General features: G+C 63.8%; 11 protein-coding genes. 1 reads left to right on the top strand and 10 read right to left on the bottom strand.

The genetic code is table 11. From position 1 onward, the window contains the following. Window positions 1-255 precede the first annotated feature (255 nt). From ACVWZ5_RS04485 to ACVWZ5_RS04495, 3 genes are read right to left on the bottom strand one after another with little or no spacing between them, the layout of a single operon-like run. Complete coding sequence (locus ACVWZ5_RS04485; protein ID WP_028688533.1) at window positions 256-3321, bottom strand: efflux RND transporter permease subunit; 3066 nt, start codon at window positions 3319-3321, stop codon at window positions 256-258. Then, window positions 3318-4385, bottom strand: a complete 1068-nt coding sequence (locus ACVWZ5_RS04490; protein ID WP_062572495.1) for an efflux RND transporter periplasmic adaptor subunit — start codon at window positions 4383-4385, stop codon at window positions 3318-3320. The genes ACVWZ5_RS04485 and ACVWZ5_RS04490 overlap by 4 nt, the downstream gene beginning before the upstream one ends. Further along, window positions 4382-5470 carry an efflux RND transporter periplasmic adaptor subunit gene (locus ACVWZ5_RS04495; RefSeq protein WP_084941118.1) on the bottom strand — a complete coding sequence of 363 codons (1089 nt, stop codon included), beginning with the start codon at window positions 5468-5470 and terminating at the stop codon, window positions 4382-4384. Before ACVWZ5_RS04495 ends, ACVWZ5_RS04490 begins: the two co-directional genes overlap by 4 nt. A gap of 141 nt (window positions 5471-5611) precedes the next feature. Here ACVWZ5_RS04495 and ACVWZ5_RS04500 point away from each other — a divergent pair, with 141 nt between their 5' ends. Next, window positions 5612-6778 carry an AAA family ATPase gene (locus tag ACVWZ5_RS04500; protein WP_457340435.1) on the top strand — a complete coding sequence of 389 codons (1167 nt, stop codon included), beginning with the start codon at window positions 5612-5614 and terminating at the stop codon, window positions 6776-6778. A gap of 60 nt (window positions 6779-6838) precedes the next feature. On the opposite strand, the gene ACVWZ5_RS04505 is transcribed toward ACVWZ5_RS04500, so the two are convergent. From ACVWZ5_RS04505 to ACVWZ5_RS04535, 7 genes are all read right to left on the bottom strand, one after another. After that, window positions 6839-7732: an ABC transporter permease subunit gene (locus ACVWZ5_RS04505; RefSeq protein ID WP_028688537.1), complete on the bottom strand. Its 894-nt coding sequence runs from the start codon at window positions 7730-7732 to the stop codon at window positions 6839-6841. Next, a complete protein-coding gene (locus ACVWZ5_RS04510) occupies window positions 7729-8610 on the bottom strand; it encodes an ABC transporter permease subunit (protein WP_172402367.1) in 882 nt (293 codons plus the stop codon). The genes ACVWZ5_RS04505 and ACVWZ5_RS04510 overlap by 4 nt, the downstream gene beginning before the upstream one ends. 35 nt (window positions 8611-8645) lie before the next feature. After that, window positions 8646-9788, bottom strand: a complete 1143-nt coding sequence (gene potA / locus ACVWZ5_RS04515) for a polyamine ABC transporter ATP-binding protein (RefSeq protein ID WP_062359856.1) — start codon at window positions 9786-9788, stop codon at window positions 8646-8648. A gap of 57 nt (window positions 9789-9845) precedes the next feature. Then, a complete protein-coding gene (locus tag ACVWZ5_RS04520) occupies window positions 9846-10940 on the bottom strand; it encodes a polyamine ABC transporter substrate-binding protein (RefSeq protein ID WP_084941113.1) in 1095 nt (364 codons plus the stop codon). Between the two features lie 161 nt (window positions 10941-11101). After that, entirely contained in the window at window positions 11102-12199 is a 1098-nt protein-coding gene (locus tag ACVWZ5_RS04525; protein WP_084941111.1) for a polyamine ABC transporter substrate-binding protein, read from the bottom strand. A gap of 168 nt (window positions 12200-12367) precedes the next feature. Beyond that, window positions 12368-13729: an aspartate aminotransferase family protein gene (locus ACVWZ5_RS04530; RefSeq protein WP_028688541.1), complete on the bottom strand. Its 1362-nt coding sequence runs from the start codon at window positions 13727-13729 to the stop codon at window positions 12368-12370. Window positions 13730-13777: 48 nt separating this feature from the next. After that, complete coding sequence (locus ACVWZ5_RS04535) at window positions 13778-15136, bottom strand: glutamine synthetase family protein (protein ID WP_301140084.1); 1359 nt, start codon at window positions 15134-15136, stop codon at window positions 13778-13780. Window positions 15137-15552 lie beyond the last annotated feature (416 nt).

The raw sequence follows: 15552 nt of genomic DNA on the forward strand, positions 1-15552 counted from the left end.
GTTCTCCTGTGAGTAAGGGTGCCGGGCAGAGGTGTGAAGGGGATTTGCGCCTGGCTTGAAGGCAATACTAGTGAGGCGCGGATATTCTTAAAAATACTGTTTAAGAATGTTTATATAACCAACTTTAAAAGGATGACCTGTAGGAGCGGCCTTGTGTCGCGCTGGGCTGCGCAGCAGCCCCGACAATTCTGCAAGATGCCCAGATCCTGGGGCCGCCATGCGGCCCATCGCGACACAAGGCCGCTCCTACAGGGGTCAATGCGGTCGCGGGGTTTTGTCCTCGGGCTCGCGAATCTTGTACCAGGCCACATACAGCGCCGGCAGGAACAGCAGCGTCAGCAGCGTTGCACTGATGATGCCGCCGATCATGGCGTAGGCCATCGGCCCCCAGAACACTTCCCGGGCGATCGGGATCATGCCCAGGCTCGCCGCCGCCGCCGTCAGCAGGATCGGCCGGCGGCGGTGGTTGGTCGCCTCCACCACCGCATCCCACGGCGTATAGCCCTGCTCTTCGAATTCGTCGATCTGGGTCACCAGGATCACCGAGTTGCGAATGATGATCCCTGCCAGCGCGAGGATCCCGAGGATCGCCACGAAGCCCATCGGCGTACCCGTGGGCACCAGCGCCAGCACCACGCCGATCAGCCCCAGGGGCGCGACGCTGACCACCAGGAACAGCTTCTGCACGCTGTGCAGCTGGATCATCAGGAAGGTCGCCATCAGGAACAGCATCAACGGGATGACGTCGGCGATCGGTCCCTGGGCCTTGCTGCTCTCCTCCACCGTACCGCCGGTGGCCACCTCATAACCTACCGGCAGCTGGCTGGCAAAGCCTTCGATACTGGGCTTGAGTTCGGCCACCAGGTCGGTGGGCTGGATATCACCGACCACCGAGGCCTTGATGGTGATGGTCGGCTTGCGGTCGCGACGCCATACCAGCGGTTGCTCCTGCTCATAGCGCACCGTGGCGAAGGCCAACAGAGGAATCGAGGCGCCGCTGGGCGTGACGATCTGCAGGTTCTGCAAGGTATCCGGCGAGCCGCGTTCGCTGTCTTCGGCGCGGGCCACCACGTTGACCAGGTAGATGTTGTCGTTGATCTGGGTGACCGGCACGCCGCTGACGATGCTGTTCATCACATTGGCCACGTCCTCGGACGACAGGCCCAGCTGGCGCGCCTTGTCCTGGGCGATCTCGATGCGCAGCACCTTACCGGGCTCATTCCAGTCGTAGATCATCTCGCCGATGTGTTCGTTGCTGTCGAGCAGGGTCGCCAGTTCGATGGCGTGCTTGCGCACCTGGTCGATATCCTTGCCGCTGACCCGGTACTGGATCGGCCGGCCCACCGGGGGGCCCATCTCCAGCGACTGAACGTTGGTACCGATGCCGACGAACTCCTCACGCAGCAGCTTCTGCAGGCGCTGCATCATGCCCTCGCGCTCCTCGAAACCCTTGCTGACGATCACCAGCTGGGCGTAATACGGATTCTGCAACTGCTGGTCGAGGGGCAGGTAGAAACGGATCGCGCCCTGGCCGATGTAGGTGCTCCAGTGCACCAGGTCCGGGTCGTCCTTGATCCGCGCCTCCAGGCGGTCGACGACTTTGCGCGTTTCCTCGATCGAGGCATTCTGCGGCAGGTTCAGGTCGACCAGGATCTCCGGCCGGTCCGACGACGGGAAGAACTGGTTCTGCACGAAACGCATGCTGAAGATCGACAGGGCGAACAGCAGCACCGTGCCGATGATGGTCAGCCAGCGGTGGCGCATGCACCACAGCAGCCCGCCTTCGAACGCCCGGCCGACACGCCCGGGCTCGGCTTCATGGGGCTTGAGCTTGCTGCTGCTGAGAATGTGCACGCCCAGTACCGGCGCGAAGAATACCGCCACCACCCAGGACACCAGCAAGGCCACGGCAATCACCGCGAACAGGGTGTAGGTGTACTCGCCCGCGGAACTGGCGTTGAGGCCGATCGGCACGAAACCGGCCACCGTCACCAGGGTGCCGGTGAGCATGGGGAACGCCGTGGAGGTGTAGGCGAAGGTGGCCGCCTGCTCCTTGGTCTCGCCCATCTCCAGGCGCGTGACCATCACCTCGACGGTGATCATCGCGTCGTCCACCAACAGCCCCAGGGCGATGATCAGCGCACCGAGCGAGATCCGCTGCATGGTGATGTCGCTGTACTCCATGAACACGAAGACCATGGCCAGCACCAGCGGGATCGAACAGGCCACCACCAGCCCCGCACGAATGCCCAGGCTGACGAAACTCACCGCCAGCACGATCACCACGGCTTCGAACAGCGCGCTGGTGAACCCGCCCACCGCCTGCTTGACCACCACCGCCTGATCGGACACGTTGTGCACGCCAACCCCCACCGGCAGGTCGCGGACGATGCTGTCCATCCGCGCTTTCAGGGCGGCGCCGAACACCTCGATGTTGGCGCCGGCCTTCATGCCGATCGCCAGGCCAATGGCAGTCTGGCCATTGAAACGGAACATCGGCGACGGCGGGTCGACATAGCCGCGCTCGATATCGGCGATGTCGGCCAGGCGGAAGAAGCGATCGTTGATACGCAGGTTCACCGTCTGCAGGTCCTTCTCCGAGGCGAACTGCCCGGTGGTGCGCACCGAGATGCGCTCGGGCCCGGCCTCGATCACCCCGGCCGGGGTCACCGCGTTCTGCTGCTGCAGGGCCTGCATGGCCTGGCGCTGGTCGATGCCAAGCGCGGCCAGCTTGCGGGTGGAGAAGTTCAGGTAGAGCACTTCGTCCTGGGTCCCGATCAGCTCGACCTTGCCGATGTTGGGCACCTCGCGCACTTCGGCCCGCGCCACTTCCACATAATCGCGCAGTTGCCGCAGCGTGAGGCCGTCGGCGGTAAACGCGTAGATCGAGCCGAACACGTCGCCGAACTCGTCATTGAAGCCCGGGCCCTGGATGCCTGCGGGGAACTGCCCGCGGATGTCCTGGATCTTCTTGCGCACCTGGTACCAGATCTGGGGAATGTCCTTGGCCTTGGTGGTGTCACGCAGGTAGACGTAGACGGTGGATTCCCCTGGGCGGGTGTAGCTTTTCACGTAGTCGAGTGAGTCCAGTTCCTCGAGCTTCTTCTCGATGCGGTCGGTGACCTGGTAGAGGGTCTCGTCCTGGGTGGCGCCGGGCCAGCGGGTCTGGATGACCATGGTCTTGATGGTGAAGGATGGATCTTCCTCACGGCCGAGATTGAAGTAGGAGAAGATCCCCATCAGCAGGCCAACGAACATCAGGTACCAGACGAAGGACTGGTGCTTCAGCGCCCATTCCGAGAGGTTGAAGCTTCCTTTCATTGCGCGTCCTCGTCGAAGGTGACCTTCTGGCCGGGCTTGAGGCTGTTCACGCCAGCGGTCACCACGCGCTCGCCGGGCTGCACCCCGGAGGCAAGGACGATGCTGTCGGCGGTACGTTCGATCAACGCGACATCGCGGGTAGCCACGGTTTTCTGCTGCGGATCGACCACCCACACCTGGGTCTTGCCGTCCCGCTCGAGCAGCGCGGTCAACGGCAGCTCGCTGCGCGGGCTCACCGCCGAGGTCAGGGTGACGCTGACCGCGGTGCCCAGGTGGAAGGCATCGGGCGTGCTGGTCAGGGTCAATCGGGCGCGGCGGGTACGGGTGGTGGCGTCAGCCTGTGGCTCGAGCTCGCGCAGCGTGGCGGTGGTATTGATACTCGGGTCGAGCTGCGAAGCGACGGTAAAGGTGAGGTCCTTGTTCAACTGTTCGGCGAGCGGGATCGGCAGGTCGATCACCGCCTCCTTGACGTCCGGACGGGCCAGGGTGACAACGGCCTGACCCGCGCTGACGGTCTGCCCCGCCTCGGCCTGCCAGGCGGTGACCACCGCCGCATGATCACTGCGCAGGGTGCTGTAGCCGAGCTGGTCGCGGGCCTGGCTGACCGCCGAGCGTGCCTGCTCCAGCGCGGCGCCGGTGGTTTTCAGGTCGGTCTGGGCGATATCCAGCTGGGCCTGGGCGCCGACGCCACGGTCGTACAGCTGCTGCTGGCGGCGGGCATTGGCCTGGGCGTTGATCCATTGCGCCTGGACCTTGGCCAGGTCGCCTTCGGCGGCGCGCAGCTGGTTTTGCTGGTCGGTCGGATCGAGGGTCGCCAGGGTGTCGCCTGGGCTTACCCGGGCGCCGACATCCAGCCAGCGCCGGGCGATGCGTCCGGACACCCGAAAACCCAAAGTGCTTTCATAGCGGGCCTGGATGGCGCCGGCAAAGCGGCCCAGCTGCGACTGTACCTGCGGCTCGACCAGTGTCGAGAGCACCGGACGGATCGCCTCAGGCGGCGCCTCATCGCCACCGCAGGCGCCCAGCATCAGGCTGGCCGACAGTATCAGCAACTGACGTTTCATGGCGCGGCCCCTCCGTCCTTGACGCTGACCTTCTCGACCTGCATGTCCGGATGCAGCAGCTGCCCACCGCCCACCACCACGGTCTCGCCGCCCTTGATACCGTCAGCGATCACCACCTTGCCGGTGAGGTAGCGCGCGACCTGGACCTTGCGCAATTCAACCTTGTCGCCCTCGCCCACCACCCACACCGCCGGCTCCTTCAGCGCCTTGGTCAGGGCCGACCACGGCAGCTCGATGCTGGGCCGCCCCTGGGTGTTGCCAGTGGCCGTGACCGGCGAACCCAGTTGCATGCCCGCCGGCACGTTGCGCAGCGCGACCTTGACCTGCACCGTGCCGCTCTCTGCGGACACCGTCGGGGTGATCTCGCGGACCCGGCCCTCGGCCTTGATCGCCGGGTTGTCCAAGAGGCTGACGACAACGCCCTCGTCGCTGGGGGACTTCACCAGCAACGATTCGTAGACATTGAACACAGCGTCACGGTCGCCATCGACCGCCAGGCTGAAGATCGGCATGGTCGCCTGCACCACCTGGCCGACTTCGGCCTGGCGCGCGGTGATCACCCCGTCGGCTTCGGACACCAGCGCCGTGTAGCTCAACTGTTCGTTGGCGTTGGCCAACTGCGCCTGGGCGGCCTTGAGCGCGCTCTGGCTGCTGCGCAGCGCGGCTTCGGCGGAATCGTACTCGCTCTGGCTGGTGTAGCCCTTGGGCAGGAGCTTCTGCTGACGCACGAACGCGGCGCTGGCCTGGGTAACCCGCGCCTGCTCGGCGAACACCTCGGCCTTGGCCGAGTCGACGTTGTTCTGCAGGTCCTTCGGATCCAGGCGCGCCAGCACCTGGTTGGCCTTGACGTGGTCGCCGACATCGACGCCGCGGGCGATGATCTTGCCGCCCACGCGGAACGACAGGTCGGTCTGCACCCGCGCCTGCACGTCTCCGGTCAAGGTGACCCGGGCGGCGAAGTCGGTGGGCTGCACCTGTTGCACCGCGACCCGGGGCAACACCGGCGCGGCCTTCTCTTTACCACAGCCCGTCAGCATGAACAGCAGCCCCAGGCAAACGACCATCAGCGGACGCGTTACCGTCATGCAGGCTCCTTGCTTCGACAAAGGGAGTGAGGGATGCGTTTGAAAGCGTAGATCAGGGATGGACAAACGACACCGATGTCGGTTCAACAAAGCACAGCGCTATCGGCGATACTGTGGGCCAGACGCTCAAGGACAATGCTGATGCTGACCACCCTGGCCATTGCCAACTACCGCTCGATAAACCAGCTGGTGATGCCGCTCGGGCAGCTCAACGTGATCACCGGTGCCAACGGCAGCGGCAAGTCCAACCTGTACAAAGCCTTGCGCCTGCTGGCCGAGACCGCCCGCGGCGGCGTGGTCAACGCGCTGGCAGCCGAGGGCGGGCTGGAGTCGACCTTCTGGGCCGGCCCCGAGAAACTCTCCCGGCGCATGCTCAACGGCGAGGTGCCGGTGCAAGGCGGGCCACGCCAGCAGGCCAGGCGCCTGAAGATGGGCTTCGCTGGCGAAGACTTCGGCTACGCGATCAGCCTCGGCCTGCCCGAACCCAGCCGCTCGAAGTTCGCCCTGGACCCGCAGATCAAGCAGGAGACGATCTGGGCAGGCCCCCTGTGCCGCCCCGCCAGCCTGCTGGTGCAGCGCAATGCAGGGATGGTCAGGGCCCGCGATGGGCGCCAATGGCAGGTGCTGCACCAGCACATGACCGAGTTCGACAGCCTGTTCGACCAGGTCGGCAGCCTCCAGGGCTCCCCCGAGGTGCCGCATCTGCGCGAGCAGATCCGCAGCTGGCGCTTCTATGACCATTTCCGTACCGATGCCGATGCCCCTGCCCGGCAATCACGGCTGGGCACGCGCACGCCGGTGCTGCATCACGACGGCCGTGACCTCGCCGCCGCCCTGCAGACCATCGACGAGATCGGCGACCTGCAAGCCCTGCAGGACGCCGTGGGCGACGCCTTTCCCGGCGCCCGGCTCGCGGTCGATGCCCAGCCCGGCGGTCTGTTCGGCCTGCGCTTGCACCAGGCCGGACTGCTGCGGCCGCTGAGCGCCGCGGAGCTGTCCGACGGGACCCTGCGCTACCTGTTGCTGGTGGCTGCCCTGCTCACGCCGCGCCCGCCGAGCATGATGGTGCTCAACGAGCCGGAGACCAGCCTGCACCCGGACCTGCTGCCGGCACTGGCACGCCTGATCCGCCGCGCGGCCCAGCAATGTCAGGTATGGGTGGTATCGCACGCGCCCCGGCTGGTGGCGGCGCTGGAGGAGGATGCCGACTGCAATTCGATCCACCTGGAAAAAAACTTGGGGCAGACCGGTATCGTCGGACAAGGCATGCTGGATGAACCGGCCTGGAACTGGCCGGACCAGGGCTGAAACGATCGCGGGGCAAGTCGCATCGGTGCGCCGATGCGACTTGCCCCGCGATGCGTTGGCTCAGGCCTGCGCGGTGGCCTGGGCCGGACGACGCACCTGCGGCTGCGAGACGTTCGCCGCGGCGCCCTCTTCGATGGCCTGCTGGATCGCCCGGCGGCGACGCTCTTCGGCCTGGCGGCTGAAGTACCAGACCAGGAAGGTCACCAGCGACACCGACAGCAGGATCAGGCTGGCCACGGCGTTGATCTCCGGCTTCACGCCCAGGCGCACGGCCGAGAATACTTCCATCGGCAGGGTGGTCGAGCCCGGGCCGGAGACGAAGCTGGCCAGCACCAGGTCATCCAGCGACAGGGCGAACGACATCATGCCGCCCGCCGCCAGCGACGGCGCGATCATCGGGATGGTGATCAGGAAGAACACCTTCCACGGCTTGGCGCCCAGGTCCATGGCCGCCTCTTCGATGGACAGGTCCAGCTCGCGCAGGCGCGCCGACACCACCACCGCCACATAGGCGGCGCAGAACGTGGTGTGGGCGATCCAGATGGTGACGATGCCCCGCTCCTGGGGCCAGCCGATCATCTGCGCCATGGCCACGAACAGCAGCAGCAGCGACAGACCGGTGATCACCTCGGGCATCACCAGCGGCGCGGTGACCAGGCCACCGAACAGGGTGCGGCCCTTGAAGCGGGTGACCCGGGTCAGCACGAAGGCCGCCAGGGTGCCCAGCGCCACGGCGGCGACCGCCGTGTAGCAGGCGATCTCCAGCGAGCGCATCACCGAACCCATCAGCTGGGTGTTGTCGAGCAGGCCGACGTACCACTTCACCGACCAGCCGCCCCACACCGTCACCAGTTTCGAGGCGTTGAACGAGTAGATCACCAGGATCAGCATCGGCAGGTAGATGAACAGCAAGCCGAGCACCAGCATCAGCTTGGAGAAACTGAAGCGTTTCATGCGCGGCCCTCCATCTCTTTGGCCTGGCTACGGTTGAACAGCAGGATCGGCACGATCAGGATCGCCAGCATCACCACCGCCAGGGCGGATGCCACCGGCCAGTCGCGGTTGTTGAAGAACTCCTGCCACAGCACTTTACCGATCATCAGGGTTTCCGGACCGCCCAGCAGTTCCGGGATGACGAACTCACCGACCACAGGGATGAACACCAGCATGCAGCCGGCGATGATGCCGTTCTTCGACAGCGGCACGGTGATTTTCCAGAAGCTGTTGAAGGTGCTCGAACCCAGGTCCGATGCGGCTTCGAGCAGGCTCTGGTCATGCTTTACCAGGTTGGCGTACAACGGCAGGATCATGAACGGCAGGTACGAATAGACCACGCCGATATACACCGCCAGGTTGGTGTTGAGAATCTGCAGCGGCTGGTCGATCACGCCAAGCCACAACAGGAAGCTGTTGAGCAACCCGTTGTTGCTGAGGATGCCCATCCAGGCATAGACGCGGATCAGGATCGCGGTCCAGGTCGGCATCATGATCAGCAGCAGCAGGACCGTCTGCGATTCCTTGTTCGCCTTGGAGATGGCATAGGCCATCGGGTAGCCGATCAGCAGGCACAGCAAGGTGCTGAAGAAGGCCACTTTCAACGAGCCGAGGTAGGCCGCGATGTACAGTTCATCCTCGGTCAGCAGGCCGTAGTTGGCCAGGTTCAGCACCAGCTGGACCTTGCCTTCCAGATAGGTATAGATCTCGGTGTACGGCGGAATCGCCACGTCGGCTTCGGCAAAGCTGATCTTCAATACGATGAAGAACGGCAGCATGAAGAACAGGAACAGCCAGATGAACGGCACGCCGATCACCATGTGCCGTCCTTCGGGGATCAAGCGCTGGAGGGCTCGTTTGAGCTTTCGTGGTTTCATGAGCGCAGTACCACGCCGCTGTCGTCTTCCCACCACACGTAGACTTCGTCATCCCAGGTCGGGCGGGTGCCCTGGCGCTCGGCGTTGGCGACGAACGACTGGACGATCTTGCCGCCGGGCAGCTCGACGTAGAACACCGAGTGGCCGCCGAGGTAGGCGATGTCGTGGACCTTGCCGCGCGACCAGTTATGCTCGCAGGTCGGCTGCTCGGTGGTGACCAACAGCTTCTCCGGACGCAGGGCGTAGGTGATGTGCTTGTCCTCGACCGAGGTGGTGACACCGTGGCCGACGTAGATCTTGCGCTCCAGTTCCGGGCTGGCAATGATCGCGTGGCCTTCGGCGTCGTCGACCACCTCGCCCTCGAACAGATTGACGTTGCCGATGAACTCGCAAACCAGGCGGCTGGTCGGGGTTTCATAGACGTCGATCGGGCTGCCGATCTGGGCGATCCAGCCCAGGTGCATGATGGCGATGCGCTGGGCCATGGTCATGGCCTCTTCCTGGTCGTGGGTCACCATCACGCAGGTCACGCCCACGCGCTCGATGATCTCCACCAGTTCCAGCTGCATCTGCGAACGCAGTTTCTTGTCCAGCGCGCCCATCGGTTCGTCAAGCAGCAACAGTTTCGGTCGCTTGGCCAGCGAGCGGGCCAGGGCCACGCGCTGACGCTGGCCACCGGACAGCTGGTGCGGCTTGCGCTTGGCGTACTGGGTCATGTGCACCAGCTTGAGCATCTCGGCCACGCGGGCTTCGATCTCGGCCTTGGGCATCTTGTCCTGCTGCAGGCCGAAGGCGATGTTCTGCGCCACGGTCATGTGCGGGAACAGCGCGTAGGACTGGAACATCATGTTGATCGGCCGCTCGTAGGGCGGCATGTCGGTGATGTCGACGCCATCGAGGAAGATCCGCCCTTCGGTCGGACGCTCGAAGCCGGCCAGCATGCGCAGCAAGGTCGATTTGCCGGACCCGGAGCCGCCCAGCAGGGCGAAGATCTCGCCCTTGCGGATTTCCAGGGACACATCGTCCACGGCTACCGTTTCGTCGAATTTTTTTGTGACCCGGTCGATCTTGACCAGCACCTGCTTGGGTTGCTGGCCACCCTCGAGGGCTTTCTTATAGGCACCGGAGGCAACTGCCATGAGTGAAACTCCCAACAAGATTTATGTGCCCGCCGCTGCGCTGGCGGGCCTGGATTGTTACTTGCCCGACTTGACCTTGGTCCAGCTGCGGGTCATCAAACGTTGCACCTTGGGTGGCAACTCGGCGTTGACGAACATCTTGTCCAGCACTTCCTGCGGTGGGTAAACCGCGGCGTCAGTCCTCACGGCCTGGTCCATCAGGTCGCCAGCCTTGGGGTTCGGGTTGGCGTAACCGACGTAATCACTGACCTGGGCGATCACCTCAGGTTTCAGCAAATAGTTGATGAAGGCGTGGGCCTCCTTGACGTTGCTGGCGTCCTTGGGAATCGCCAGCACATCGAACCAGAGGTTGCCGCCTTCCTTGGGAATGGCGTAGGCCAGCTTCACGCCCTTTTTCGCCTCGATGGCGCGGGCCTTGGCCTGGAAAATATCGCCGGAGAAGCCGGCGGCCACGCAGATGTCGCCGTTGGCGAGATCGGTGATGTACTTCGAGGAGTGGAAATAGGTGACGTACGGGCGCACGGCCAGCAGTTTCTCTTCCGCCTTCTGGTAGTCCTTGGGGTTGCTGCTGTTCGGGTCCAGGCCCATGTAGTTGAGCACCGCAGGGAGCATTTCGTCGGCCGAGTCGAGGAAAGCCACGCCGCATTTGCTGAGCTTCTTCATGTTCTCGGGCTCGAACAGCACCGCCCAGGAGTCGATCTTGTCGGTACCCAGCGCCGCCTTGACCTTCTCGACGTTGTAGCCGATGCCATTGGTGCCCCACAGGTAGGGGACGGCGTACTGGTTGCCCGGATCGTTCTTTTCCAGGCGCTTCATCAGCGCCGGGTCGAGATTCGCGTAGTTGGGCAGCAAGTCACGGTCGAGCTTCTGGAACGCGCCCGCCTTGATCTGCTTGCCGAGGAAATGGTTGGACGGCACGACCACGTCATAGCCGGTGCGCCCGGCCAGCAGTTTGCCTTCCAGCGTCTCGTTGCTGTCGAAGACGTCGTATTTCGGGGTGATGCCGGTTTCCTTCTGGAAATCGGCGAGGGTATTGGGGCCAACGTAGTCGGACCAGTTGTAGATGTGCACCGTGGGCGCCGCTTGGACGCTGCAAGCCAGCGTCAGACCCGCTCCGGCCATCAAGGCCTTGCGAAAAACAGAAATAGACAAGTGGGTGGTCCTCACAATCAGTGCCTTTGCGGGCAGTAAACCTCGGCCGCACACGCAAAACCGGCGCGCAACTTACCTTCACGGCGTGGATGCCGCAAACTTATTTGCCTTAACCTGCCTCCAGGCCGGGAAACCCCGGCCCAGAGGGCCTTGCATCGGGCTTACTTGCCCGACTTGATCTTGGTCCAGCTGCGGGTGATCTCGCGCTGGGCGGTCTTCTCCGGCGCCTTGATGGCGTACAGCTTGGCCTTCACGTCATCGGACGGGTAGATCGCCGGATCGCTGGTGATCTCTTTGTCCACCAGCGGGGTGGCGGCCTTGTTGCCGTTCGGGAAGCGCACGGCATTGGTGATGCCGGCCATCACTTCCGGTTGCAGCAGGAAGTCCATGAACTTGTAGGCGGCCTCGACGTTCTCGGCGTCCTTCGGAATGGCGACCATGTCATAGAAGGTGCCGGCACCTTCCTTCGGAATGGTGTAGCTCAGCTTGACCTTGTCGCCGGCCTCGTGGGCACGGGCCTTGGACTGCTCCAGGTCACCCGAGTAACCCACGGCCACGCAGATGTTGCCGTTGGCCAGGTCCGAGATGTACTTGGAGGAGTGGAAGTAGGTGATCGAAGGACGGATCTTCAGGAACAGGTCTTCCGCGGCCTTCAGGTCTTCCTTCTTGGTGCTGTCGCTGGGCAGGCCCAGGTAGTGCAGCGCGGCCGGGATCATCTCGGTCGGGGCATCGAGGAAGCTCACGCCGCAGCTCTTGAGCTTGGCGATGTTCTCGGGCTTGAACACGGCGTCCCACGAGTCGATCTTGTCCACGCCCAGCGCGGCCTTGACCTTCTCCGGGTTGTAGCCGATGCCGATGGAGCCCCACATGTACGGGAAGGCGAACTTGTTGCCTGGGTCGCTGGCATCGCCCACGGCCTTGAGCAGTGCCGGGTCGAGGTTCTTCCAGTTGGGCAACTTGGAGCGGTCCAGCTCTTGATAGACGCCGGCCTTGATTTGCTTGGCCAGGAAGTTGTTCGATGGCACGACGATGTCGTAGCCCGACTTGCCCGCCAGCAGCTTGGCTTCGAGGGTCTCGTTACTGTCGAAGACGTCGTAGACCACCTTGATGCCGGTCTGCTTCTCGAAGTTGGCCACGGTGTCCGGGGCGATGTAGTCCGACCAGTTGTAGACGTGCAGCACCTTGTCGTCAGCCTGAACAGCGGTCGCCATGGCACCCATCAGGGCGGCGGCCAGCAGCGTCTTGCCCAATTTCTTCATGCGTAATGCTCCAGAATTTATTATCAAGCCATCTGTTCAGCAGCCAGGTACCACGGGACGCGCGCTGGGCGACTAAACAGCCGTTAGTCTGGCAAGTTACAAGGCGCTGTTTCAACAGAAGCAGGGCCTTGTAACGACTTAATGTCACCTCGCCAGCCTAGCAGACTGTCATTTGACCGCTTCGTAGGTCAGGTCCAGGCACTTGCGCGCCTTTTCCACCAGTTCGTCGATCTCTTCGCGACTGATCACCAGCGGCGGCGCGATGATCATGGTGTCGCCCACCGCGCGCATCACCAGGCCGTTCTCGAAGCAGTGGGTGCGGCAGATCATGCCAACGCCCTTGCCCTCGTAACGGCTGCGGGTGGCCTTGTCCTTGACCAGCTCGATCGCGCCGAGCAGGCCCAGGCCGCGTACCTCGCCCACCAGCGGATGGTCCTGCAGCTCACGCAGTCGTTTTTGCAAATACGGTGCCGTTTCGTTGCGGGCACGCTCGACAATCTTCTCGTCACGCAGGATGCGCAGGTTTTCCAGGCCCACCGCCGCCGCCACCGGGTGGCCGGAGTAGGTGAAGCCGTGGTTGAAATCGCCACCTTCGCTGATCACCTTGGCCACCTTGTCACGCACGATCACACCGCCCATGGGGATGTAACCGGAGGTCAGGCCCTTGGCGATGGTCATCAGGTCAGGCGCAAGGTCGTAGTAGTCGGAGCCGAACCACTCGCCGGTGCGACCGAAACCGCAGATCACTTCGTCGGCAACGAACAGGATGTCGTACTTGGCGAGGATCTCCTTGATCTTCGGCCAGTAGGTCTCAGGCGGAATGATCACCCCGCCGGCGCCCTGGATCGGCTCGGCGATGAAGGCGGCGACGTTGTCCTCGCCGACTTCGAGGATCTTCTTCTCCAGCTGTTCGGCCGCCCACACGCCGAACTCATCCGGCGTCATGTCGCCGCCCTCGCCGAACCAGTACGGCTGCGGGATATGCACGATGCCCGGAATCGGCAGGCCACCCTGCTCGTGCATGCCGCTCATGCCGCCCAGGCACGCACCCGCAAAGGTGGAACCGTGGTAGCCGTTGATGCGGCCGATGATGGTCTGCTTGTGCGGCTTGCCCTTCAGCGCCCAGTAGTGACGGACCATGCGCAGCACGGTGTCGTTGCCCTCGGAGCCGGAGCCGGTGAAGAACACATGGGTCATGCCCTTGGGCGCCACGTCGGTGATCGCCTTGGCCAGCTCCAGCGCCGGCGGGTGAGCGGTCTGGAAGAACAGGTTGTAGTACGGCAGCTCGCGCATCTGCTTTTCTGCCGCCTGCACCAGCTCTTCACGACCATAGCCGACCGCCACGCACCACAGGCCGGCCATGCCGTCGAGGATCTTGTGCCCCTCGCTGTCCCACAAATGCACGCCCTGCGCCTTGGTGATGATGCGCGGCCCCTTCTCCTTCAGCTGCTTGTAGTCACTGAAAGGTGCAAGGTGGTGCTCGCCGCTCAGGGTTTGCCATTCACGGGTTTGCGGGTTGTTGACGCTCATGTGCCTCTCCATTTTCCGGTGGCCGCCCGCAGGCGGCCTCAGGGTTGATCACACAGCAAACAGCAGGAACTCACGCTCCCAGGAGCTGATGACGCGCTTGAAGTTCTCATGCTCGGCGCGCTTGGTGGCGACGTAGCCGGTGATGAATTTCTTGCCCAGGTACTGCACCAGCGCGCGGCTGTTCTCCATGCGTTCCAGGGCGTCCTCGATGGTCAGCGGCAGGCGCAGGTTGCGCCGCTCGTAGCCCCGGCCCTGCACCGGTGCGCTGGCCTCGATGCCCTCGACCATGCCGATGTAGCCACACAGCAGGCTCGCGGCGATGGCCAGGTAGGGGTTGGCGTCGGCGCCCGGCAGGCGGTTCTCGACCCGGCGGTTCTGCGGGCCGGCGTCCGGCACGCGCAGGCCGACGGTACGGTTCTCTTCGCCCCACTCGACGTTCACCGGCGCCGAGGTGTCGGGCAGGAAGCGGCGGAACGAGTTGACGTTGGGGGCGAACAGCGGCAGCGCCTCGGGGATGAACTTCTGCAAGCCGCCGATATGGTGCAGGAACAGCTCGCTCATGCTGCCGTCGGCGTTGGAGAAGATGCTCTTGCCGGTGGCCACGTCGACCACGCTCTGGTGCAGGTGCATCGCGCTGCCCGGCTCGCCGGTCATGGGCTTGGCCATGAAGGTGGCGGCCACGTTGTGCTTGAGCGCGGCCTCGCGCATGGTGCGCTTGAACACCAGGATCTGGTCGGCCAGGTGCAGGGCATCGCCGTGACGGAAGTTGATTTCCATCTGCGCGGTGCCGTCCTCGTGGATCAGCGTGTCGAGGTCCAGCTGCTGCAGTTCGCACCAGTCATAGACGTCCTCGAACAGTGGGTCGAATTCGTTGGCCGCCTCGATGGAGAACGACTGCCGCCCGGTTTCCGGACGGCCGGAACGACCCACCGGCGGCTGCAGCGGAAAGTCCGGGTCTTCGCTACGCTTGGTGAGGTAGAACTCCATCTCGGGCGCGACGATCGGCTGCCAGCCCTTGTCGGCGTAGAGTTTCAGGACCTTCTTCAATACGTTGCGCGGCGACAGTTCGACCGGGTTGCCCTTCTTGTCGTAGGTGTCGTGGATCACCTGGGCGGTCGGCTCGATGGCCCACGGTACGAGAAACACCGCGTTCTCGTCGGGGCGGCAGATCATGTCGATGTCGGCCGGGTCAAGCAGTTCGTAATAGATGTCGTCGTCGACGTAGTCGCCGGTCACGGTCTGCAGCAGTACGCTTTCAGGCAGGCGCATGCCTTTCTCGGCGATGAACTTGTTGGTGGGCGAGATCTTGCCGCGGGTGATGCCGGTCAGGTCGCTGATCAGGCATTCCACTTCGGTGATCTTGTGCTCTTTCAACCAATCGGTGAGCTGGTCGAGGTTGTGACTCATAAATACCTCAGGAGGTAATGTGGCGCGATTGAAGGCAACCGGCGGCCACTGACGCCAGGCGTCGGGCAAAGTCGGCGCGCAGGGCGCCGAGGGGCCTGGAAAGGCCCGCGCCTTGATTCTGGATGCTGTGCATGGCTAAAGCAAAAACCCTCACGCAGGACGACAGTGGAGGCACGCCATGACGGCGCGTCCGGACAGAAAGCGAAGGGCAGAAGGAAAGGAGGTGTTGCGGTAAAGCGTTACGAGGTATGGCTTTTTTACGCGAACCGTCAATTATTGCGGCCAGCGCGGCGCCCCTTCGATGCAGGCGTGCGATGACCGGACGGCAACCGGGAGATGTACCTGAACGCACCGTGCATGCGGCGCTGACAGGTCTCGGCAAGCGGACCATGTGACCCTCGTATTATTGTGTTCTG

Source organism: Pseudomonas sp. TE6283 (assembly GCF_054060555.1).